The organism is Stappia sp. MMSF_3263 (genome assembly GCF_030733745.1).
In the GTDB taxonomy this organism is placed as follows: domain Bacteria; phylum Pseudomonadota; class Alphaproteobacteria; order Rhizobiales; family Stappiaceae; genus Stappia.
This window is the reverse complement of record NZ_JASHIK010000001.1, coordinates 226,294-248,386: the sequence shown is the minus strand read 5'-3', so window position 1 is coordinate 248,386 and position 22,093 is coordinate 226,294. Positions and strand designations below refer to the sequence as shown.

22 protein-coding genes are annotated in these 22,093 nt (G+C 66.5%); 15 read left to right on the top strand and 7 right to left on the bottom strand.

Annotation, left to right across the window (positions count from 1 at the left end):
• Position 1 precedes the first annotated feature (1 nt).
• Both RBB46_RS01185 and RBB46_RS01180 read right to left on the bottom strand, forming a co-directional pair.
• Positions 2-1,219: an FAD-binding protein gene (locus RBB46_RS01185; protein ID WP_306027009.1), complete on the bottom strand. Its 1,218-nt coding sequence runs from the start codon at positions 1,217-1,219 to the stop codon at positions 2-4.
• Positions 1,220-1,268: 49 nt separating this feature from the next.
• A complete protein-coding gene (locus RBB46_RS01180; RefSeq protein ID WP_306027008.1) occupies positions 1,269-2,765 on the bottom strand; it encodes an FAD-linked oxidase C-terminal domain-containing protein in 1,497 nt (498 codons plus the stop codon).
• Between the two features lie 187 nt (positions 2,766-2,952).
• Here RBB46_RS01180 and RBB46_RS01175 point away from each other — a divergent pair, with 187 nt between their 5' ends.
• Together RBB46_RS01175 and RBB46_RS01170 are read left to right on the top strand one after the other, a co-directional pair.
• Positions 2,953-3,909, top strand: coding sequence for a LysR family transcriptional regulator (locus RBB46_RS01175; protein WP_306027006.1), 957 nt, complete (start codon positions 2,953-2,955; stop codon positions 3,907-3,909).
• A 156-nt stretch (positions 3,910-4,065) separates the two neighbouring features.
• Positions 4,066-4,464 (top strand): cytochrome c family protein, encoded by a 399-nt coding sequence (locus RBB46_RS01170; RefSeq protein WP_306027005.1) that lies wholly within the window; start codon positions 4,066-4,068, stop codon positions 4,462-4,464.
• A 131-nt stretch (positions 4,465-4,595) separates the two neighbouring features.
• Here RBB46_RS01170 and RBB46_RS01165 read toward each other — a convergent pair whose 3' ends face one another.
• From RBB46_RS01165 to RBB46_RS01150, 4 genes are all read right to left on the bottom strand, one after another.
• Positions 4,596-5,963 carry a DUF3422 family protein gene (locus RBB46_RS01165; protein ID WP_306027004.1) on the bottom strand — a complete coding sequence of 456 codons (1,368 nt, stop codon included), beginning with the start codon at positions 5,961-5,963 and terminating at the stop codon, positions 4,596-4,598.
• A gap of 70 nt (positions 5,964-6,033) precedes the next feature.
• Positions 6,034-7,416: a TRAP transporter large permease subunit gene (locus tag RBB46_RS01160; protein ID WP_306027003.1), complete on the bottom strand. Its 1,383-nt coding sequence runs from the start codon at positions 7,414-7,416 to the stop codon at positions 6,034-6,036.
• A 16-nt stretch (positions 7,417-7,432) separates the two neighbouring features.
• Positions 7,433-8,395 carry a TRAP transporter small permease subunit gene (locus tag RBB46_RS01155; RefSeq protein ID WP_306027002.1) on the bottom strand — a complete coding sequence of 321 codons (963 nt, stop codon included), beginning with the start codon at positions 8,393-8,395 and terminating at the stop codon, positions 7,433-7,435.
• A gap of 143 nt (positions 8,396-8,538) precedes the next feature.
• The gene (locus RBB46_RS01150; protein ID WP_306027001.1) at positions 8,539-9,585 is read right to left on the bottom strand and encodes a TRAP transporter substrate-binding protein; all 1,047 of its coding nucleotides are present in this window, start codon (positions 9,583-9,585) and stop codon (positions 8,539-8,541) included.
• 363 nt (positions 9,586-9,948) lie between these two features.
• On the opposite strand from RBB46_RS01150, the gene RBB46_RS01145 reads away from it, so the two are divergent.
• From RBB46_RS01145 to RBB46_RS01105, 9 genes are all read left to right on the top strand, one after another.
• Positions 9,949-10,779 carry an FCD domain-containing protein gene (locus tag RBB46_RS01145; protein WP_306027000.1) on the top strand — a complete coding sequence of 277 codons (831 nt, stop codon included), beginning with the start codon at positions 9,949-9,951 and terminating at the stop codon, positions 10,777-10,779.
• A complete protein-coding gene (locus RBB46_RS01140; RefSeq protein WP_306026999.1) occupies positions 10,776-11,597 on the top strand; it encodes a (Fe-S)-binding protein in 822 nt (273 codons plus the stop codon). The genes RBB46_RS01145 and RBB46_RS01140 overlap by 4 nt, the downstream gene beginning before the upstream one ends.
• 3 nt (positions 11,598-11,600) lie before the next feature.
• The gene (locus tag RBB46_RS01135) at positions 11,601-12,149 is read left to right on the top strand and encodes an arsinothricin resistance N-acetyltransferase ArsN1 family A (RefSeq protein WP_306026998.1); all 549 of its coding nucleotides are present in this window, start codon (positions 11,601-11,603) and stop codon (positions 12,147-12,149) included.
• Positions 12,142-13,581 carry a LutB/LldF family L-lactate oxidation iron-sulfur protein gene (locus RBB46_RS01130; protein WP_306026997.1) on the top strand — a complete coding sequence of 480 codons (1,440 nt, stop codon included), beginning with the start codon at positions 12,142-12,144 and terminating at the stop codon, positions 13,579-13,581. Before RBB46_RS01135 ends, RBB46_RS01130 begins: the two co-directional genes overlap by 8 nt.
• Positions 13,578-14,255 (top strand): lactate utilization protein, encoded by a 678-nt coding sequence (locus RBB46_RS01125; RefSeq protein ID WP_306026996.1) that lies wholly within the window; start codon positions 13,578-13,580, stop codon positions 14,253-14,255. The genes RBB46_RS01130 and RBB46_RS01125 overlap by 4 nt, the downstream gene beginning before the upstream one ends.
• A 94-nt stretch (positions 14,256-14,349) precedes the next feature.
• Positions 14,350-14,979 carry a thioredoxin family protein gene (locus tag RBB46_RS01120; RefSeq protein WP_306026995.1) on the top strand — a complete coding sequence of 210 codons (630 nt, stop codon included), beginning with the start codon at positions 14,350-14,352 and terminating at the stop codon, positions 14,977-14,979.
• Between the two features lie 7 nt (positions 14,980-14,986).
• Positions 14,987-15,601, top strand: a complete 615-nt coding sequence (locus RBB46_RS01115; protein ID WP_336623120.1) for a hypothetical protein — start codon at positions 14,987-14,989, stop codon at positions 15,599-15,601.
• Between the two features lie 159 nt (positions 15,602-15,760).
• The gene (locus tag RBB46_RS01110; protein WP_306026993.1) at positions 15,761-16,021 is read left to right on the top strand and encodes a hypothetical protein; all 261 of its coding nucleotides are present in this window, start codon (positions 15,761-15,763) and stop codon (positions 16,019-16,021) included.
• Positions 16,022-16,158: 137 nt separating this feature from the next.
• Entirely contained in the window at positions 16,159-17,100 is a 942-nt protein-coding gene (locus RBB46_RS01105; RefSeq protein WP_306026992.1) for a DMT family transporter, read from the top strand.
• A 24-nt stretch (positions 17,101-17,124) separates the two neighbouring features.
• On the opposite strand, the gene RBB46_RS01100 is transcribed toward RBB46_RS01105, so the two are convergent.
• A complete protein-coding gene (locus RBB46_RS01100; RefSeq protein ID WP_306026990.1) occupies positions 17,125-18,009 on the bottom strand; it encodes a LysR substrate-binding domain-containing protein in 885 nt (294 codons plus the stop codon).
• Between the two features lie 224 nt (positions 18,010-18,233).
• On the opposite strand from RBB46_RS01100, the gene RBB46_RS01095 reads away from it, so the two are divergent.
• The 4 genes from RBB46_RS01095 (at position 18,234) to RBB46_RS01080 (ending at position 22,081) form a co-directional block, all read left to right on the top strand.
• The gene (locus RBB46_RS01095; RefSeq protein WP_306026989.1) at positions 18,234-18,542 is read left to right on the top strand and encodes a DUF1127 domain-containing protein; all 309 of its coding nucleotides are present in this window, start codon (positions 18,234-18,236) and stop codon (positions 18,540-18,542) included.
• A 305-nt stretch (positions 18,543-18,847) separates the two neighbouring features.
• On the top strand, positions 18,848-20,452 hold the full coding sequence (locus RBB46_RS01090; RefSeq protein WP_306026988.1) for a DUF4153 domain-containing protein: 1,605 nt from the start codon (positions 18,848-18,850) through the stop codon (positions 20,450-20,452).
• Positions 20,430-21,107 (top strand): response regulator transcription factor, encoded by a 678-nt coding sequence (locus RBB46_RS01085; RefSeq protein ID WP_306026987.1) that lies wholly within the window; start codon positions 20,430-20,432, stop codon positions 21,105-21,107. The genes RBB46_RS01090 and RBB46_RS01085 overlap by 23 nt, the downstream gene beginning before the upstream one ends.
• On the top strand, positions 21,104-22,081 hold the full coding sequence (locus tag RBB46_RS01080) for a sensor histidine kinase KdpD (RefSeq protein WP_306026986.1): 978 nt from the start codon (positions 21,104-21,106) through the stop codon (positions 22,079-22,081). Before RBB46_RS01085 ends, RBB46_RS01080 begins: the two co-directional genes overlap by 4 nt.
• The last annotated feature ends 12 nt before the right edge of the window (positions 22,082-22,093 follow it).

Here is a 22,093-nt window from a genome sequence, read left to right as displayed (position 1 = left end):
ATCAGTGTCCCGCGGTCATGCGGCCCGGATTGAGGATGCCGTGTGGATCGAACTGTTCCTTCAGCCGGGCCGAAAGGGCGGCGAGCGGCGCCGGCTGCGGCTGGAACACGGGGATGGCGGAGCGCAACGGCGCGGGCGCGCGCACCAGGGTCGCATGTCCGCCGCCGACGGCCGCGATGGCGGCGCGGATCTCCTCGGCGCGGGCCTCCTCGCCCGGAACGGCGAGCCAGACGAGACCGCCCGACCAGTCGTAGAAGGCGGTGCAGGCAAAGGCCTCCGCCAGTTGCGCGACCACGGCGGGGCCGGCGGTCGGGGCAACAGAGATGCGCCAGACGAGATCGCCGGTACCGGCGAAGGCTTCCGCATCGCGCACGGCCCGCCACAGGGCGCGCGAGGGCTCGACCTCGATCCGCGTGACGCCGGCGCGCGCGCCAAGCAGGCCGCGCAATTGTTCGAAACGGTAGTCAACGGAGGGGCCGAAGCCTTCCAGCCGCAACAAGGTGGAGGGGCCCGGGAGCGCATGACCACGCGCGGCAAGGCGGTTGGCGGCGTTCTCCGGCAGATGCGCGGCGGCGGAGACCTCGGCCGACGCGCCCATGGCGGCGGTCATCGCCAGCGCGGCGTCGGCATCGGAAAGGCCCGAAAGCAGGAACGTCGCCTCGGTCTCGGCACGCGGCAGCACCTTCAGCGTCAGGCAGGTGGCGACGGCCAGCGTGCCCCAGGACCCGGTGAGCGTGCGCGGCAGGTCGTAGCCGGTGACATTCTTCACCACCCGGCCGCCCGACTTGAAGATCTCGCCGCGTCCGGAGATCGCCTCCATGCCGAGCACATGATCGCGCGCCGCGCCGTGCTTGAGCCGCTTGGAGCCGGCAAGGTTGGCCGCGACGACGCCGCCGAGCGTGCCGAGTCCCGCCGGCTGGCCGAGCAGCGGGCCATAGTCGAGGGGGTCGAAGGCGAGTTCCTGGCCGGCGGCGGCAAGGGCGGCCTCGATCTCGGCGATCGGCGTGCCGGGCAATGCCGTCAGGATCAGTTCCGCCGGCTCGTAGAGTTCGATGCCGGAAAGCTGCGACATGTCGAGCAGATGGCCGGCCTGGACCGGGCGCCCGAGGGCGCGCTTGGAGGCCTGGCCGACGATCTCCAGCGGCTCGTGCTCGGCCGCCGCCCAGCGGACAACGTCGCGGGCCTCCTCGGCCGTGCGCGGCTTGAACGTGTCTGGCATGGTGTCTTCTCGTCCTGGCTAGCGGTTCGGCTCTGTCGGAAACGGGTGGTCAGAAGCGGGGAATGTCGGGGAACGGCAACTGCCCCTTGCTGACATGCATCCGGCCAAGTTCGGCACAGCGATGCAGCACCGGGAACACCTTGCCCGGATTGAGCAACTGCTTGGGATCGAACGCGCATTTCACCCGCTGCTGCTGCTTGAGATCGTCCTCGGAGAACATTTCCGGCATCAGGTCGCGCTTCTCGATGCCGACGCCATGTTCGCCGGTCAGCACGCCGCCGACCTCGACACAGAGCCGCAGGATATCCGCGCCGAAGGCTTCGGCCGTCTCCAGCTCGCCCGGTTTGTTGGCGTCATAGAGAATGAGCGGATGCAGGTTGCCGTCGCCGGCATGGAACACATTGGCGCAGCGCAGTCCGTGCTTCTCGCTGAGCTGGCGCATGCGGGCGAGCACTTGCGGCAAGGCCCTGCGGGGGATCGTGCCATCCATGCACAGATAATCGGGCGAGATCCGCCCCACCGCCGGGAAGGCCGACTTGCGACCGGCCCAGAAGGCGAGCCTTTCCTCCTCGGAACTGGAGACCCGCAGCGAAGTGGCGCCGTTGCGCCGGGCAATGGCCTCCACCTCGGAAAGCAGATAATCGACCTCTGCGTCCGGACCGTCGAGCTCGACGATGAGCAGGGCGCCGGCCTCGCGCGGGTAGCCGACATTGACGAAGTCCTCGGCGAAATTGATGGCAAGTTCGTCCATCATTTCCATGCCGCCGGGGATGATGCCGGCGCCGATGATCTCGGCGACACACTGGCCGCCAGCCTCGCTGGACGGGAAGCCGACCAGGGCGGCGCGCGCCGTCTCCGGCTTTTGCAGGATGCGCACGGTCACCTCGGTGACGACGCCGAGCAGCCCCTCCGAGCCGGTCATCAAGGCGAGCAGGTCGTAGCCCTCCGCATCCAGGTGCTTGCCGCCCAGGCGGATCACCTCGCCGGTGATCAGCACCATCTCCAGGCCGAGCACGTTGTTGGTGGTGAGCCCGTATTTCAGGGAATGCACGCCGCCGGAATTTTCCGCCACGTTGCCGCCGATTGAGCAGGCGATCTGCGAGGAGGGATCGGGCGCGTAATAGAAGCCGAGATGCTCGACCGCACGGGTGATGCCCAGATTGGTGACGCCGGGCTGGGCGACGACGGCGCGATTCGCCTCGTCGACCTCGATCACCTGGTTGAACTTCATCATCGACATGAGAACGCCGTCGCCAACGGGCAGCGCGCCGCCCGACAGCGAGGTGCCGGCGCCGCGCGGCACCACCTTGACCCCGTTCTCGTGGCAATAGCGCAGCACCGCCGCGACCTGCTCGACCGTCTCCGGCAGGACCACGACCATCGGCATCTGCCGATAGGCGTTGAAGCCGTCGGATTCATAGGGCCGCATGCCGATCTCGGCGTCGATCACGCCTTCCCCGGGAACCATCACCTTGAGCGCCTTGACGATTTCCGCTCGCCGGGCGATCACGTCGCTGTCGGGTACGGGCATGGCAATGCCGGTCATGGCGTTGTCCTTCCTTTCGGTTCAAGATGCGGCGTCAACAAATCCACCCGGACGGGGCGCACGTATATATCCCGAAGAGCGAAAATTGGCGACCTCGGGAGGGAACTGGCGCTTGACCCAGTTTACATGTCCTGCGTCTGTCATGAATCTTTGAAAGCAGACAAGAACCAAGTCCGGTGCGTTGAAAATGAGCAGTTTCCCAGACATGGAGATTTTCGCCCGCGTGGTCGGGGCCGGCAGCATGTCGGCGGCGGGCCGGGAAATGGGCCTCTCGCCGGCGGTGGTCTCGAAACGCCTGCGCCGGCTCGAGGATCGCCTTGGCACGCGGCTGCTCCAGCGCACCACCCGGCAGCTGGCGCTGACGGAGGCGGGTCAGGGTTACTACAAGCGTGTCGTCGCCATTCTGGCGTCTGTGGAGGAGGCGGAAGCCTTCGTCACCCGGCGCTCGGCGATCGCGCGCGGCACATTGAAGGTGAGCGCGCCGACGGCCTTCGGCCGCATGCATGTCGCCCCGCACCTGGGAGCCTTTCTTGCCGACAATCCGGACCTGTCGTTCAATCTCGACCTGTCCGACGAACTGATCGACATCGTCGGCGAAGGCTACGACCTTGCCATACGCATCGCGGAACTTGAGGATTCCAGCCTTGTCGCGCGGCGGCTGGCCCCGGTCCACAGGGTGCTGTGCGCCGCCCCCGCCTATCTGGAGCGCTGCGGCGCGCCGGGATCCGTGGAGGATCTGCAGGCCAACCATTCGTGCATCTCGACCACCCAGCAGGACATCTGGCGGCTGGCCGGTCCCGACGGCATCGAAATGGTGCGCACCGGCGGTCCGATCCGCACCAATTCCAGCGAAGTCGTGCGCGAAGCGCTGTTGGCCGGGCTCGGCATCGCGCTCAGGTCGACCTGGGACATCGGCCCGGAACTGCGCGACGGCCGGTTGCGCATCGTCCTGCCGCATTACCGCGCCTCGAAGAATGTCGGCCTGCACGCGGTCTATCCGAGCCGGCGCTTCCTGCCCGCGAAAGTTCGCGTTTTCATCGACTTTCTCGCCAAGCTCTACGGCCCCGCTCCCTATTGGGACCAGGGGCTCGACCAGTGGCTGACGATCCCCGACAGCGCCCCGGCAACTGCGGAAGCCGGCTGACGACGAGCGGCCCGCCAGCGCCAATGCGACATACTGACCCTGCCCTTGCGGGGTGACGCCATCGTGGAGCATGTTAGTCTTCAGGAACCTGTCCGACAGGCCTTCGGGCGACCTGCGCCCGGACGGAGGAACAAGAGAGTTTCGGGAGACATGCTTATGAAACGTCTGATTCTGCTTGCCGGCGCCGCCATTCTGGCTTTTTCGGCGAACGCGCATGCCGAAGGCGACGCAGCCGCCGGCGAGAAGGTTTTCCGCAAGTGCATGGCCTGCCATGCCGTGGGAGAAGGCGCCAAGAACAAGGTCGGCCCCGCACTCAACGGCGTCATCGACGGTCCCTGGGGCCATGCCGACGACTACAAGTATTCCAAGCCGCTGCTTGAGGGCAAGGAAGCCGGCAAGGTCTGGGACGCGGAGACGCTCAGTGCCTATCTCGAGGCACCCAAGAAGGTGATCCCGAAGGGCAAGATGGCTTTCGCCGGTCTCAAGAAGGAAGACGAGCGCGCCGACGTCATCGCCTATCTGGCGCAGTTCAACGCGGACGGCACGACCAAGTGACGCCGGCCGCCGGGCCAGGGTCCGGCGGCTGCCGATCAAGCGCGACAGGAAGGGGCCGGACCATTGTCCGGCCCTTTTCACATCCAAGGTCCCGCCGGACGGCGCTCCGGACGAAGTGGGGGAGATCGTGGTCATTCGCGCCCGTCCGCGTCTCCGTGATGGCGGCGAATGCGCCGAACGACGAGATAGACGGCGGCCAGGACGACAGGCACCGAGGCAGCGGCCATGACCTCCGGCGATGGCAGGAAAGTCGCGAGCGGGCCGCTCTTCATGCCCTTCACCAGATAGGCGATCAGGCCGACCACATAGTAGCTGATGGCGGCAACCGACAGCCCCTCGACCGTCTGCTGCAGGCGCAACTGCAAGCGGGCGCGATGGTTGATCGCTTCAAGCTGCGTGCGGTTCTGCTCCTGCAACTCGACATCGACCCGGGTGCGCAGCAGCGTCGCGGCACGGGCGAGCTTGCGCGACAGGTTCGCCTGGCGCTCGTCGAGGGTCTCGCAGGTGCGCATGGCCGGTGCCAGCCGGCGGTTGAGAAACTGGGTAAAGGTGAAATAGCCGCCACGCGGGTGCTCGCCGAGGACCTCCAGCCGCTGCTTGACGATCTGATAGTAGGCGCGGCTGGCTCCAAGACGGTAGGCGCTCGCTGCCGCGCCGGCTTCCAGGTCGGCGGCAAGTCGCGTCAATTCATCGAGCAGCAGGCGGTTGGCATCAAGGCCGACACTGGCGCGCATCCTCTCGGTGATCGCCAGAAGACCGGCCTCGATCTCCGAAACCCGCGGCGCCTGCCGGTTGGCCTCGGCCAGTCCGAGCATCGCGAAGGTGCGGTAGGTCTCCAGCTCCAGCAGGCGCTGGGTCAACGCCCCCGCCTGCACAGCGTTGAGCGACTGGTCCCCGACCAGAAGCCGGGTGAGGCCGTCGCGGTCCTGCCGGAAATCGGTCGCGATCACCGCCGCGCCGCCGTCGGTTTCCGCCACCGACAGGCTGGCCTGATCGAAACGTTCGAACCGGCGCTCGAAGGCGGCGCTGGCAGCGGGAACGAAATCGCATCGGATCGCGACCATCAACGGCCCCGGTGCCTGGAAGCGCGCGCCGAAGGGATGACCTTCGGGGGGAGCCTCGCCGTTCGCCGCGGCATCGAGCGGCCCGTCCCATGTGTAGGTAATGAACTCGCCATGGCGCTCGCGCCGAAGCACTGTCTCGCCGAGGCGCAGGAGATGATGCCGCTCGGCCGCCGCCGGGCCGGGCATGCCGATCGAGCGGCAATAGCCGGAAAACCATTCCCGGTCGCGCTCGACCGACGCCTCGTCGACGACGAAACCGTAACGCAGGAAGACACGCGGTCCGGCGAGCGGGTGGAACGGACGGGCATGCACCTCGCCCAGGACAAGGTCCCGCGCGGGATGCGCCGCAAAGGCGGGAAGCCGTTCGGGTCCATGGCGATCCCCGCCAGCGGCCCGAACGGCCTGTGGCGCAAGCTCCTCGTCCCTGTCCGCCATGGTCTGGCGCCTCCCGTGCTGCCGGCTGGTTCTCCGTCACGAAAGACGGAGAACCATTAGTTCACAGGCATCACTTGCCAAGCAACAGGTTAGGCAGCCACAGGACCAGGTCCGGGAACAGGATGCACAGTCCAAGGCCGATCAGCTGCAACAGCACGAAGGGGATGATGCCCTTGTAGATGTGCTGGATGGTGACGCCGGGAGGCGCCACACCCTTCATGTAGAACAACGCGAAGCCGAATGGCGGCGTCAGGAAGGATGTCTGCAGGTTGGTCGACACCAGGATCGTGAACCAGATCAGGGCCACCTCGCCAACCCCCTCGTAACCGGCGAGATGGGTGCCGAAGTCAAGCCTGGCGACGATCGGGCCGAAGACAGGCAGGACGATCAGGGTGATCTCGACCCAGTCGAAGAAGAAGCCGAGGAAGAAGATCATCCCCATCAGAACGAAGAGGATGCCCCAGGGACCGACACCGGCCCAGGCGATGAACTCGTCGATCAGCGCCTCGCCGCCAAGCCAGCGGAACACCAGAGAGAAGCAGGTGGCGCCGAGGAAGATGCCGAACAGCATGGCGCCGGTGAGCGCCGAGCGATGGCACACCTCCTTCATCACGTTGGTCGACAGCTTCCTGTTCAGCAGCGCCAGCAGTGTGGCGCCGGCGGCACCCACGCCCGCCGCCTCGGTGGGCGTGGCGAGACCGGCGAAGATCGAGCCGAGGACGATGACGATCAGAAAGACCGGCGGAATGAAGCTCTTGAAGATCATCGCCCAGAACTCGGCCCGGTTGGTCGGCCCGATATCGTCCGGCAGCGGCGGAGCAAGATGCGGCTTCAACCGGCAGAGGACGATGATGTAGATCGCATAAAGCGCGGCAAGCAGAAGTCCCGGAACAATGGCGGCGACGAAGACGGTGCCGACCGGGATCGACATCAGGTCCGACATGATCACCAGCATGATCGATGGCGGAATGAGGATGCCGAGGGTTCCCGACGAGGCGATCGTGCCGGTTGCCAGCGGAATGTTGTAGTTGCGCTCCAGCATCACCGGCAGGGCCAGCAGCGTGATCATCACCACCGAGGCACCGATGATGCCGGTGGTGGCGGCCATGATGGTGCCCATCAGCGTGACCGACAGCGCGAGACCGCCGGGGATGCGCCTTGTCAGCACCTGCAAGCAGTGGAGCAGATCCTTGGCGACGCCGGATTTCTCCAGCATCGTGCCCATGAAGATGAACATGGGAATGGCCACGAGGACGGGATTTTCCATCGTCCCGCCGAAGATGCGGTTCGGGATGATTACGAGCCGGGCGACGTTGAAGGTGCCCAGCTCCTGCGCAAGGAAGGCGAAGCCAAGACCCACGCCGCCAAGGATGAAGGCGACGGGAAAACCGGTGAACAGCAGCAGCGCGAGCGCCAGGAACATGAAGACCGGCAGAAGTTCCACAAATGTCATGATGCGAAATCCCCGATCAGTCCGTTATCGGCCCATTGGTGGCGACATCCTTGGGCAGGTCCGCGTGATGGGTCCCCGCGTAGTCGCCGGAGCGTTCGTTGAGGTAGGTCGGACCGAACAGGTAGACGGCGCATCTGAAGGCTGCCGAAACGCCAGCCGCGAAGAGCAGCGCGAAGCCGACGGGCAGCATTCCCTTGATGACCCAGCGGTGACTGAGCCCGGTCTGGGCCGCCGACACCTCCCCGATCTGGTACGACTTGGAGGCAAACACCCAACCGAATTCGACCGTCAGGTAGCAGTAGGTCAGCAGGAAGAAGATGATGCCGACCAGCTCCATCCACACGCGGGCCCGCTGGCGGAGGCGGTCGCGAACCAGCTCGATGCGCACATGGGCATCGTAGCGGTAGCCGAAGCCGAGGCAGAGCAGGAACAGCGTGGCGTGCAGGTGCCATTCCAGCTCCTGCAGCTTGGTGCTGTCGAAATAGAAGGGTGAATCGATGATCGAATTGTCGAAATCGAGCAGCTTGCGCTGGCTGACGTCGTAGAAGATCACGATCATCATCGGCACGAAGAGCCAGGAGGCCACCTTGCCGACGCCGTTGACCACGCGGTCGATATCGTCGGACGCGCCGAGCATGGTCTCGAACCCCTGCGGCGCGTGACGCCGTGCCATCAGCAGGGTCAGGGCGAGAATCAGAAGGGCGCCGATCAGGCCGGAAAGACCGTCATACTGGCGAAAGAAATTGCGCGGATTGACGTCGAGCGACGTCAGCAGGGCCGTCATGCCATCCAGCGTGATGGCGAAAACGAACGCGCTCAACACCATTCCCGCCATTGCCAGCGACAGCCGGCCGCGGGCAAGACCGCCGATCGCGCTGATGACGAATGCGGCCGGGCAAAGGATGTAGGCGGGAACGCCCAGCCCGAACAGCGCGACCACGGACAGCGCAATGCCGGCAAGGCAAAGCAGAGTTGACATGAAGACCTTACTCCCGACTGGGGTATCGCGACACGACAGGGACACCGGCGGCAGACCCGGGGGACGCGCAGTCCGTCACCCGCGATCCGCGCACGCAGGGTCGCGCGACCCGAAGGCCGCGCGACCGTTTCTTGCCGTCCGGATTACCTCTTCAGGTAACCGATGTCGGACCAGATCTTGTATTCCTCGCGGAACTTGGTCAGCGAGTCCCAGGCCTTGACGAAGTTCGGGTTTGCGGCCTTCTCTTCTTCAACGACTTCGAGCCATGCGGCTTCGAGCGCCTCGAGCGTGGCGTCGTCCCATTCCATGATGTTGACGCCGTTCGACTTCAGCTCGGCAAGAGCCGAAGCCTGGATCGCCTCGCCTTCGGCCATGCCGTAGACGATGTTGGCATCGCAGACCGTCTCGAAGATCGAGCGGGTCTGGTCGTCGAGGCCGTCCCACTCGGCCTTGTTGAGCATCAGCTCGAACATGGTCGACTGCTGGTGCCAGCCCGGGAAGTAGTAGTACTTGGCGACCTGGTAGAAGCCGAGCTTCAGGTCGATCGCCGGCATCGAGAACTCGGTCGCATCAATGGTGCCGAGCTCGAGCGCCGGGAAGATGTCGCCACCGGCGAGCAGCTGCGTCGAGACGCCGAGCTTCTGCATCACCTTGGCGCCAAGACCGAAGAAACGCATCTTCAGGCCCTTGAGGTCGTCGACCGACTTGATCTCCTTGCGGAACCAGCCAGCCGCTTCCGGCGCGATGACGGCGCAGATCAGCGACTTGATGCCGTATGCGGCGTAGATCTCGTCGAGCAGCTCCTGGCCGCCGCCGAACTTGAGCCAGGACACGTATTCCGGCGTGCTCGGACCGAAGGGCACGGCCGCGAAGAGCGCCAGAGAGCTGTCCTTGCCGGTCCAGTAGCCCGGCGTCGACCACGCCGCCTGGACGGCGCCGCTTGCCACGGCGTCAAACGCCTCCAGCGCCGGAACGATCGCACCCGGCTCCTGGAATTTCAGGTTGATCTCGCCACCGGACACGGCGTTGAGACGCTCCGACAGAACCTTTCCGAGGGTGCCGAGCTGCGTCAGCGACCCGGGATAGGTGGACTGCATGTCCCAGTCGAGCTTGTCGAGCGCGACGGCCGGCGAAGCCGCGCCTACCGCAAGAGACGCCGTTACGGCAACTGCTGAAAGAAATGATTTCACGTTGATGTCCTCCCTAGGAACAGACATACGGGCGTTTGCCCGCACGTACGTCAAACCGCCGCGGTCCCAATTCGCAGCGGGTCGGCACAAGGTGACAGCCTTCCGCGCCGGCACATCACGAGACACGCCTCAGACCAGCCCAACCGACGCCGCCCGGTCAGGCGCAGACATGTCCCATTCTCCATCCGGAACGAATGATGCTCCCCCGGCCTCCCAACCGGAGCAATCACCTCGCCCTAACTGGATAACAATATTGACCACTCAACGCAACACAGAATAGATTGCTGGTCCGCGCCGCGAGCGAACGCTACTTGCTGCAATGCAATATTATCTTTTGGCGCCGCAATAAAAACGAACGGGAAAATGGTATTCCGAAAGATCCAACACAACCGGACAGCAGATTCGGTTGTCGACCAGGTTGAGGAGCTCATCCTCCAGGGCGTGCTGCGCCCTGGCGACCGGTTGCCGGCCGAGCGCGATCTGGCCAAAAAAGTTGACGTCTCCCGTCCCATTCTGCGCGACGCCATCAAGACGCTGGAGGAGCGCGGGCTGCTCGTCACCCGTCATGGCGGCGGCACGTTCATCGCCGATGTCATCGGAACCGTGTTCTCCGACGCGATCGTCGAGCTGGTGCGCCGTCACCCGCCGGCCATTGCCGACTACCTGGAATACCGCCGCGAGATCGAGCGGATGACGACGCGCCTCGCCGCCCTTCGCGCGACCGAGGCCGACCGCGAGATCATCAGCCGCATCTTCAACGCGATGGAAGCCGCCCACGACAGCGAGAATTTCGACACCGAGGCGGAGCTGGACGTCGAGTTCCATCAGGCAATCGGCGAAAGCGCGCACAATATCGTGCTGCTGCACACGTTGCGCTCCTGCTACCGGCTGCTGGCCGACGGCGTGTTCTACAGCCGCGTGCAGCTCTACCGCTATCCGGGATCGCGCGAGCGGCTGCTTGCCCAGCACAGGGCGATCTACGAGGCGGTGATGTCCGGCGACGCGGCCGCGGCCACCGAGGCGGCCGGCGCGCATATCGATTATGTCGAACAGATTGCCCACGCGATGGCGCGGACGGGCAGCTGGAACAACGTCTCCGCCCTGCGTCTCGAACAACGCATCGAGAGCGAACAGGACGACAGCAAGAGGCGCCGCCCGCAGCGCCGCTCGACAGAGGAAGCCACCACTCCATGACAGCCAACGCGCAGCACGACGCGCAGCAAAGCCCCAACGGCCGTTCCGAGGCCGGAAAGGCGCCACGTGTCGGCCTCTTCGTGACATGCCTCGTCGATCTGTTCCGGCCCAGCGTCGGTTTCGCCGCGGTCAAGCTCATGGAAGATGCCGGCTGCCGCGTCGACGTGCCGGCCGCGCAGACCTGCTGCGGCCAGCCGGCCTTCAATTCCGGCGACCGCAAGGATGCCCGCGCGATCGCCGAAGGCGTGATCCGCTCCTTCGAGGACTACGACTATGTCGTCGCCCCGTCGGGCTCGTGTGCCGGTATGCTGAAGAAGCATTACGCCGAGCTGTTCGACGACGATGACGAGGCCCGCGCCCGCGCCGAGGCCTTCTCCGCCAAGGTGTTCGAACTGGTCAGCTTCCTCGCCGACGTGCTCGGCATCACCGAGGTGAACGCACAACACGAGGGAACGGTCACTTATCACGACAGCTGCTCGGGCCTGCGCGAACTGGGCATCCGGCAGCAGCCGCGACGGCTGTTGCGCTCCGTCGAGGGGCTGGAACTGAAGGAAATGAAGGATTCCGACGTGTGTTGCGGCTTTGGCGGCACGTTCTGCGTCAAGTATCCGGACATCTCCAACAAGATCGTCGAGGAGAAGACCAGGACCATCCGCGAGGCCGGCGCGTCGCTGCTGCTGGCCGGAGACCTCGGCTGCCTGATGAACATGGCTGGCAAGCTGAAGCGCGAGGGATCGGCCATCGAGGTACGGCATGTCGCCGAGGTGCTCGCCGGCATGACCGACCAACCGGCGATCGGCGAGAAGAGGCGCGGCTGAACCATGACGGCCTCCGCCCCCGCCGCAGATGCCGTGGCCGCGACGCCCTTCACCCTGCGTGCCGCTCGCCCGGCCGATGCGGCCGCGATCGCCGCGATCTACAACCAGGGCATCGACGACCGGGTCGCGACCTTCGAGACCGAGCATCGCGATGCCGACGCCATCGCAGCCTGGTTCAAGGCCGGCCATCCGCTCGTGGTGGTCGAGGATACAAGCGGCAGCATTGTCTCCTATGCCGTCGCCTTCCCCTACCGCACCCGCCCTTGCTACGAAGGGGTCAGGGAGTTTTCCGTCTATGTCCGCCGTGACGCCCGAGGCACGGGGTGCGGCCGGGCGGCGCTCGCCGGCCTGATCGAGGCGGCCCGCATGGGCGGCGCATGGAAGCTGCTGTCGCGGATTTTCCCGGAAAACACTGCCAGCCTGGCGCTGTGCCGCAGTCTCGGCTTTCGCGAGGTCGGAACCTACACCCGTCACGGCAAGCTCGATGGCCGCTGGCGCGACACCGTGATCGTCGAGAAACTGATCGACGAGGAAGGAAAGCCCTGTGGTTGAGATCACCTCCCCGGCGTTCAAGGCCAATGCCCGCGAGGCGCTCGCGGATGCGCCCCTCCAGCGGGCGCTCGGCCATGTGCGATCCGGCTTCATCGCCAAGCGCGCGGTCGCGGCCGAGGCCCTGCCCGAGTTCGACAGGCTCCGCGACAATGCACGCGACATCAAGGACCACGCACTCGCCCATCTCGATCTCTACCTGGAAGCCTATGCGGACAAGGTGGAGGCGGCGGGCGGCCATGTGCACTGGGCCGAGACAGCCGAGGACGCGCGGCGCATCATCCTCGACATCTGTCGCAGCAAGAACGCCCGCACGGTGACCAAGGGCAAGTCGATGATCACCGAGGAGATCGGCCTCAACGCCTTTCTCGAGGAGCATTCGGTGGCGCCCGTCGAGACCGATCTGGGCGAATACATCATCCAGCTGCGCGGCGAGCATCCCAGCCACATCATCGCGCCGGCCGTGCATGTCAACAAGGACCAGGTGGAAGCCGACTTCCGCCGCGTCCATACCCATCTCGACCCGGATCGCAATCTCGATGAGCCGACGACGCTGCTGGGCGAGGCCCGGGCCGTGTTGCGCGAGAAGTATTTCCAGGCCGATATCGGCATCACCGGCGCGAATTTCCTCGTCGCCGAAACAGGCACGTCGGTCATCGTCACCAATGAAGGCAACGGCGACCTGACCCAGTCGCTGCCGAAGACGCATGTGGTGGTCGCCTCGATCGAGAAGATCGTGCCGACGCTGGAGGACGTGTCACAGATCCTGCGCGTGCTCGCCCGCTCCGCAACCGGCCAGGACATGTCCGTCTACACGACCTTTTCCACCGGCCCGCGCCGCGAGGCAGACCCCGACGGGCCGGAGGACTACCACGTCGTGCTGCTCGACAACGGCCGCTCGTCGATGCTCGGCACGGAGTTCCAGGACATGCTCCGCTGCATTCGCTGCGGCGCCTGCATGAACCATTGCCCCGTCTATCACGCGGTCGGCGGCCACGCCTATGGCTGGGTCTATCCAGGCCCGATGGGCGCGGTGCTGACCCCCTCGCTGATCGGCGTCGACCAGTCCGGCCACCTGCCCAATGCATCCACCTTCTGCGGGCGCTGCGAAAGCGTCTGCCCGATGCGGATCCCCCTGCCGAAGATGATGCGGCACTGGCGCGAGCGGGAGTTCTCCCGCAACCTCAATCCGGCGGCGGCCCGCTACGGTCTCGGCCTGTGGGCCTTCTTCGCCAAGCGTCCGGCGCTCTACCAGGCGCTTACCCGGGTCGCCATCGGCACGCTCGGGCTCATGGGCCGCGCACGCGGGCGCTTCCGGGCGATGCCGCTTGCCGGCGGATGGACCCGCTACCGCGACCTGCCCGCTCCCGAAGGAGGAACATTCCAGGCCCAATGGGCGAAACGGCACGGCAACAGCAGGAGAGGCACCCGATGAGCGATGCACGAGCCGCCATCCTGGCCAAGATGCGCGCCGCCATGGGACGGGGAAGAGACGACGACGCACGCCGCGCCGCCGTCACCGACCGGCTGCAGCGCAGCCCCCGCGGCCTGATCCCCGCACGCGGCCAGCTTGACCCCGCCGGCCGGATCGACCTCTTCTGCGAAATGGCGGAGAAGGTGCAGGCGAGCATAGCCCGGCTCCCAAGCAGCGCGGATGTTCCGGCCGCGGTCAGCGACTATCTGAAATCGAAGAACCTGCCGGCGCGCGTGCGCACCGGCGCCGATACCCGCCTTGCCGGCCTGCCCTGGCAGGGCCAGGCACATCTGGAAGTGGCGCACGGTCCAGCACAGGCCGACGACATGGCCAGCGTCTCGCACGCGCTCGGCGGCGTCGCCGAGACCGGAACCCTGATGCTGACCTCCGGGCCGGACAATCCGACGACGCTGAACTTCGTTCCCGAACATCACATCGTGGTGCTTCGGGCCGCCGACATTGCCGGCGACTACGAGACGCTGTGGGACCGTGTCAGGGAGATACACGGCAAAGGCGTCATGCCGCGCACGGTGAACCTTGTGACCGGCCCATCACGGTCGGCGGATATCGAGCAGACCCTGCTGCTCGGCGCGCACGGCCCGCGGGCGCTGCACATTCTTGTCGTTGGCGAGTAAAGCATCGTTCCCTCTACCCTCGCGATTTCGCCGGATGGCAAGGCGCCAAAGACCTGATACATTCCCGACACGGAATATGTCGGGAGGACACATCATGATCACAAGACGGCACTTCGGCCTTGGCGCGCTGGCCGCCGGCACGGCGGCGACCCTGTCCACAGCCCCTGCGCGCCCTGCCCGCGCCGCGACACTTGGCGATGACGGGCTCTACAAGCAGGACTGGTTCGTCGAGAGTTTTCTCGATCTGGGCGAGGACCTCGCCGAGGCGCATGCGGCGGACAAGCATCTGGTGGTCATGTTCGAACAGGGCGGCTGTCCGTTCTGCCGCAAGACCCACGAGATCAACCTCGCGCGCGAGGACTATCTCCCTTATCTCAAGGAGAATTTCGCCTTCATCCAGCTTGACCTGTTCGGCGCCCGCGAGACCACGGATTTCGACGGCGAGGCGATGGAGGAGCGGGCACTGGCGCGGCGCTGGCTGGTCAATTTCACGCCGACAATCGTCTTGTTCCCCAAAAGCATCGAGGCGGTGGAGGGCAAGGACGGGCGCTCGGCGGAACTGGCCCGCATCCAAGGCTACCTTCCGCCTTTCTACTTCTACCATTTCTTCGAATGGGTGCGCAGCGGCGCGCATCAGAGCGAAGGTTTCCAGCGCTACTCCAACGATCGCGTCAACCAGTTGCGGGAAAAGGGCGTGGAGACCGAGGACTGGCGGCTGGGCTGAGCCGGTGGTGCTGCGAAACCGGGTCGCGCCGGACGGCACCCTCCACGCGGTGACGGCGCGCGGCACCCTGATGGGCAATCGCGGCGGCCGGCTGCACGACCCGCTAACGCGAACTCTCGGCCGGGCACGCTGGCGCTCGCGCGCCTGGATCTGCTGCGAGATCGCCTTCAAGGACCGGCATCGCAGCGTGATGGGCTCCGGCTACACGGAGTTCTTCTTCCTTGACGAGGTGACCGCGCTCGCCGCCGGTCATCGTCCCTGTTTCGAGTGCCGGCGCGCCGATGCGCTGCGCTTCCGCGAGGCCTGGGCCAGGGCGGAGGGCACCCGGCCAGAACCAAGAGCCGCCGAAATGGATGTCAGGCTGCACGGCGAGCGAACCGGGGAGCGCCCCTTGACGCGGCTCGGCGCCTTGCCGGACGGGGCAATGGCCCGTATCGGCGACGTGGTCGCCACGCCCTGCAAGGGGCGCCTGCTCGGCTGGAGCTTCGACGGCTACGCACCCGCGCCGGAACCGGATCCCGATGCACTGGCGGAACTCCTCACCCCGCCGGCCATCGTGTCGGTGCTCGCCGCCGGCTACAGGCCGCGCTGGCACGAAAGCGCCGGCAGCATCGCGGGCTGAGACGCGCGTGCCCCGGGCAAGCCGGTCGAGATTGTCGCAGGGACAGGCCGTCGCATGACCGGGCGCGGGGCTCGCGGCTAAGGTGCCGCCTTCGCGCCCGTGGAGGGCAGGCCGCCAGCCGCGGCCCGCCGGGCGCCGCGACAACAGGACGGACAATTCATGACGAACAGGCTCATCCGCCTTCTCGAATACATCCCCGTGTTCGGCGCCTTCCTGCGCAGCGCCAGGCTGGGCGGCTATGCGGAGCGGCTCGCCTTCGTGCTCAACATCCTCGCGCTCTGGCTGCTGGCCGTCATCTGGATCGGCTACCCCCTGCTGATCGTCACGATGCTGTCGATGACGGGGCTCTACCTCTTCGGCCTCGTCTATCTGACATCGGAGGGGATCCGCTCCCGCTGGCGGTCACGCGGAGGCGCCTGAGCCGGTGCAGGATCACAGGGACATGAGACGCGATCCATCAGCAAAAGGCATGGATCGTGTCAATAATCATGACTTGTCCGCATGGACCGGTTGGGCCATCCTGCGGGCCTGATCTCCCAAAGGATTTTCCGGACCACATGACCTCGCTCGCCACCGGCGCGCCGACGCGCGATGCCCCTTCCCTGACCCCGGCCGACCTTGGCCTCTACGGCCTGACCGTCCTCGCCTGGGGGTTTTCCTGGTACGCGCTGAAGCTGCAGCTCGGCACCGTGCCGCCGGAAGTCTCGGTGTTCTGGCGCTTCGTCGTGGCGGCGGCGATCATGATGGGCTGGGCGCTGGCGCGCGGCGCAAGACTGCGCTTCCCGGTCATGACGCACCTGCGTTTCGCCGGTCTCGGACTGTTCATTTTCTCAACCAATTTCACGCTGTTCTACTATGGCGGCCAGTATGTCCCCTCCGGCCTCCTGTCGGTGGTGTTCTCCCTGACCTCGATCTTCAACATGGTTCTCGGCTTCGTCATCTTCCGTCAAAGGATCAGCCGACGCGTGCTGATCGGCGGCGTGCTCGGCTTTGCCGGGATCGCGCTTCTGTTCTGGCCGCAGATCTCGGACCAGGCGGGCGGCGGCTTCGACGGGCAAGCCCTGCTCGGCCTGGCGCTGTGTATCGGAGGAACGCTGTCGTTCTGCTTCGGCAACATGGTCTCGGCAGCGAACCAGCGGGACGGTATCTCCATCGTTTCGGCGAGCGCCTGGGGCATGGTCTACGGCGCGATCTTCCTGGGACTGTTCGCCAGCGCGCGCGGCGCGTCCTTCGCCATCGAGTGGACGCCGACCTATCTCGGCGCGATGGTCTATCTCTCCGTCTTCGCGTCCGTGGTCGCCTTCGCCTGCTACCTGACGCTGCTTGGCCGCATCGGGTCGGCGCGCGCCGGATATTCGACCGTGATGTTCCCGGTCGTGGCGCTGCTGGTTTCGACCGTGCTTGAGAATTTTCACTGGGGCGCGGCGGCGCTGACCGGTCTTGCCTGCGTGCTCGCCGGCAACCTGCTGGTGCTGCGCACCGGCAAGACGCGCGGCTGACGCCGCCCGCCGGACTGCGCGGGCCTACTCGGCGGCCATCAGCTCCGCCGCGACGTTGCCGATCGCCGCGCGAATGTGACAGCAGAGCGCATCATGCACCGGATCGGTCGCCGCGGCGGCCCGGATCATCGTGATGTCGCAGGGCGGCAACATCGGGAAGCCGTCGCTCTCGCTCAGAATGCGCATGCCTGATCGCACCGCGCTTTCCGGCAGGACCGCGACGGCGAGACCCGCCTGGACGGCGCCGATCAGGGCGGCGGCGCTCGACGAGGTATAGGAGATGACGTGCCGGCGATTGATCCGGTCGAGCAGCGAAACGGCCTGGGCGCGCCAGGCACAGCTTGTCGGTCCGAGCGCAAGGCGGACGACATCCTCGGTATGGATGCACATGTTCGCCGGTGCCACCCAGTGCAACGGTTCGCGGCGGATCACCTCGCCCTGGACCTTGACGCAATCGCCGGAGGTGACGATCGCGAGATCCAGGTCGCCGCGCTCTATCATGTCGCCGGTAACGGTCGAGCCCTGGCACTGGACCGCAATCTCGATGGCCGGATTGAGGCGGGCGAAGGCGGCGAGAACCTGTGGCAGCAGCCGTTCGGCGTAATCGTCGGGGAGCCCGAGACGGACCCGGCCAACGATCGAGGGCTCGGCAAAGGCGGTCATCGTCTCGTCGTTGAGACGGATCATGCGCTGCGCGAACTCGATCAGGCGGTGGCCGTCCTCCGTCAGGCGCGACTGCCGCCCGTCCTTGACGAAAATCGGCCTCTCGACCCGGTCCTCCAGGCGTTTCATCTGCATGGAGACGGCGGACTGGGTCTTGTTCACCGCGTCGGCGGCCTTTGTGAAACTGCCAAGCTCGGCAATCGCGAGAAAGGTGCGCAACTGGTCGATATCGAGTGCATGGGCCATGACGGATGATCCTCGCTCGCGCAGCCCTTGCGGGCGCTGCGTCAATTTCCCTGACCTGCAATACATCACAGATGAAGATTGATATCCATCGAAAACATTCGTTTGTTAAATCTATCGCTCCCGCCTAATCTCTATTCATACGAAACGACCAGAGGCGACGGGCAGCCGTCGCCGTTCAAATACCAGGCTCCGGAACCCCGGGCGCCGGAAAGGAGAGTGTTGCCATGACACAGGCATGCGATACCCAGACTGTCAGATCCTACCGTTTCTCCGCGAGCGCCGTTGCCGCTGCCGCCGGGTCCAGCTTCTACCTCGCGCTGGCCAGCGCATGGCGACGCTACCGCAACCGGAAGGCCGTCGCCGGACTGCTCGAACTCGACGAGCACATGCTTGCCGACCTCGGCGTGACCCGCAGCGACGTGGCCGCCTCCCTGTATGGCAGCGACTACATGGACCCGAGCCTGCAGCTCGCCCGCCTGCGCAACGAGCGCCGTTCGTCGACACTGTCCACAAGGCGGCTCCGCCGTCGGTAAGGCGCGCGGCGCGCTGCACCGCCTGCAGCGCGCCGTTCGCATCTTGGGAAGCGCCCCGCCTTCCTGACCTTCTTCGCACCGGGCCGGGTTGACGACCCTCTCCCACCGCCCCGTGCCGAGGCCCTGTCGGCCCCTCGCCGACGCACCTTGCCCGCCTCTCCGGAGGCGGGTTTTTTTTGCCTCCGCCAGCATCTGCACGAAATCTGCAGAACTCCTTCAGGCGAACTCCGCAAGCGCCATGGCACGGGAATGCCAACCGATCCGACCGGACCGGTCCTGCCTCGTCCCTGCCGAAGGAACTCCCGATGACGCTTGCAGCAACACTGGACCGCAGCCTGCCCCGCCCGCTGCAACGGGAGGCATGGTGGCTGGTCACCGCCGCCGCCCCGTCACAGGCGGAAGCACCGGAGACCACGGCCCCGGCCGAGACGGGCACCACGGAACCCGAAGCCGGGGCGGACGACGCATCCGCGCCGCGGGCCGCACCGGCCGAACGACAGGGACCGCCGGACGAGCGCTTCGGCTGGCCGCCGCAGGCAAGCCTTGCCGCGCTCATTGTCTGCATCGTCGCCGCGAACCTGCTGCTCTATCACCGTTGGCCGGGGCTCGCCTTCGTGCCGTTCGCCGTCACCGTCTTCCTCGCCATGGTCGCCACCCTGCCCGGCCGCAGGATCCCGCGCGGGCCGGCGCTGCTGCTCCTGGCGAGCCAGCTGCCGCTGATCGAGTACCAGCAGTTGCTCGCCGTCGCCTTCGCCATCGCCGGCCTCGCCGCCAGCCTCGTATGGGCACGCTCCGCCGCAAGACCTGGAGCGGCGCAGGTCATCGCCCGGGCGATCCTTCTGCTGCTCTCGTCGGTGAAACAGCCCTTCAGGGCGATCCGGTTCGCCTCCCTCGCCCTGCAGGCGGGAAACCGGGGCGAGAGCACCGGGACGACGGTGCTGAAAGCGGCGAGTAGGCTCGCCTTTCCGCTGCTGGGTGCAGCGGCGCTGCTGGTGCTGCTGGCCGTGGCCAATCCCGTCATCGAAGGCTGGCTCGGCCAGTTGCTTGTCCTGGACATCCACCTCGTTCCGTTGCTCTGGCGGCTGGTGTTCCTATCGCTTGTCGCCTCGCTGGTCTGGCCGTTCCTGGCGTGGTCCGGCGTCCTGCCGCCAAAGCGGGAGATGGATGCCGGCGAACCTGTCGGCCGCTGGCTCGGCCTCAATGCCGGCTCGGTGAGCCTGGCGCTCTTCCTGTTCAACGCGATGCTGCTGGTGCAGGTCGGCACGGATGCCCGCTACCTGCTCGCCGGTGGCGAGTTGCCCGAGGGGCTCACCTATTCGGCCTATGCCCGGCGCGGCGCCTTCGCGCTGATGGCAACGGCCGTGCTGGCCGGTGCCTTTGCCGTGCTGGCGCGCCCGTATCTCGGAAAGCGGCCGCAGCTGCGCGGCCTGATGTATCTGTGGCTTGTCCAGAATCTGGTCCTGACGGCAGCGGCCGGCTACCGGCTATGGATCTATATCGAGGCCTACGGGCTGACCACTTTGCGCATCCACGCGGCGATCTGGACGGTACTGGTCGGTCTCGGCCTCGTGCTGATCGCCTGGCAGATCCGGCAGGAGCGCTCGACGGGGTGGCTGCTCGCGCGGGTTGCTGCGCTGGCGCTGGCAACGCTCTATCTCTGCTCCTTCGTCAATTTCGGACATATCGTCGCCAGCCACAATATCGCCCGGCTGAAGGGCCCGGGCGAGCCCATCTGCGAGACCGGCTATCCGGTGGCCCCGAGCTATGCTCCCTCCGAGGCCTGGTGCCGGACCGTACGACCGCGGATCGACACCTGGCGCGATTGGGACTTTCGCACCTGGAGAACCATCGGCTATCTGGAGGCGGAAAAGGTCCGGAGGCGCATGCATGAAAATCCTGGTCGTCGATGACGACCCGCATCTGCGGGACCTGCTGTCGATCACGCTGCAGCGCTCCGGCTTCGACGTGCTGACCGCGGCGGACGGGCAGATCGCCCTCACCCATGCGGCCCGCGAGCGGCCGGACCTGATCGTCCTCGACGTCGGCCTGCCGGAGATCGACGGGTTCGAGGTCTGCCGCAGGCTGCGGACGAAGTCCGAGGTGCCGGTGCTGTTCCTGACCGCGCGGGACGAGGAGATCGACCGGGTGGTCGGTCTGGAGCTGGGCGCGGACGATTATGTCACCAAGCCGTTCAGCCCGCGTGAGCTCGTCGCACGGGTCCGGGCGATCCTCAAGCGCGGAAACGGCGCTGCAAGCTCGCGCGTGATGCGGCATGGGGCGCTCGAGCTCGATCCGCAGGCGCATGACTGCCGGCTGGACGGCACCGCCGTCGCCCTCACGTCGACCGAGATGCGCATCCTTGCCGCCCTGATGCAGGACCCGGGACGCACGGTGTCTCGGGCGCGGATCGTCGACATCGTCTGGGGACCGGCAAGCCAGGTGTCGGACCGCACGCTCGACAGCCATGTTCGGAACCTGCGCCAGAAGCTCGCGGGCGCCGGCGGCGGCGAGGCTCTGGAGACGGTGCACGGCGTCGGCATCCGCATGGGACATTGCGCGCCGTGACCCGCAAGTGGCGCCCCTCGCTTTGGCTGGTGCTGGGCGGCGCGCTGGCAGGGACACTGGCGCTCTCGCTCGCCGGCATCGTGGCACTGCGTTATCTCGGCCCGGAAATCGGCTTCCGCCACGCGGCGGTCCTGCTGGCGGCGATCATCGGCCTTCTGACCGCCATCCTGTGGCTGATGCTGTTGCGCGTGCTGCTGCGGCCGGTGACGGCCCTTGCCGCCTATGCCGCCGCGATGCGCGCGCCGGGCCGCGAGGCGGTCGCCCCTCCGGAGCATTTCGGCACGCGCGAGCTGCACGACATGGGCCTCAGCGTGATTGACATGGCCGCGACGCTGAGCAATCGCGAGACCACCGTGCGCAGCTTCACCAATCATGTAACGCACGAGTTGCGCACACCGATCTCGACACTGCGTGCAGCGACCGAACTGCTGGAGGACAGCGCGGATCTGTCCCCGGCCGACCGGCATCTGGTGGCCCAGGTCCGCGGCGCCGGACAGCAGCTCGACCGGCAGATGGAGGCACTGCGCCAGGTGGCGGCGGCCCGCGAGACGGACTATCGCGGACATACGCGGCTGCCTGAGGTGATCGCAGGGCTGGCGCCGCGCCACCCCGGCCTGCGGATCAGCCAGCACGGCGATGATGTCCTTCTGCCGCTGACGATGGAGGGGGCGGAGATCGTCTTCTCGCATCTTTTCGAGAATGCGACCGTCCACGGCGCGAAGACGGTGAGCGTGGAAACGCGGAGCAAGGCGGGGCTCCTCGTCGTCGTGCGCGACGACGGGCGCGGCGTATCGGCCGGCAACCGCGAGCGGATCTTCGAGCCCTTCTTCACCACCCGGCGGGAAAGCGGCGGCACCGGCATGGGGCTGCATATCGTTGCCAGCCTGCTGCGCGCCCATGGCGGGCGCATCCTGCTGGAGCCGGCAACGGAGGGCAGCGGCGCAGCCTTCCGGATCGAATTTCCGCAAGCCTGAAGCGGTACGCCG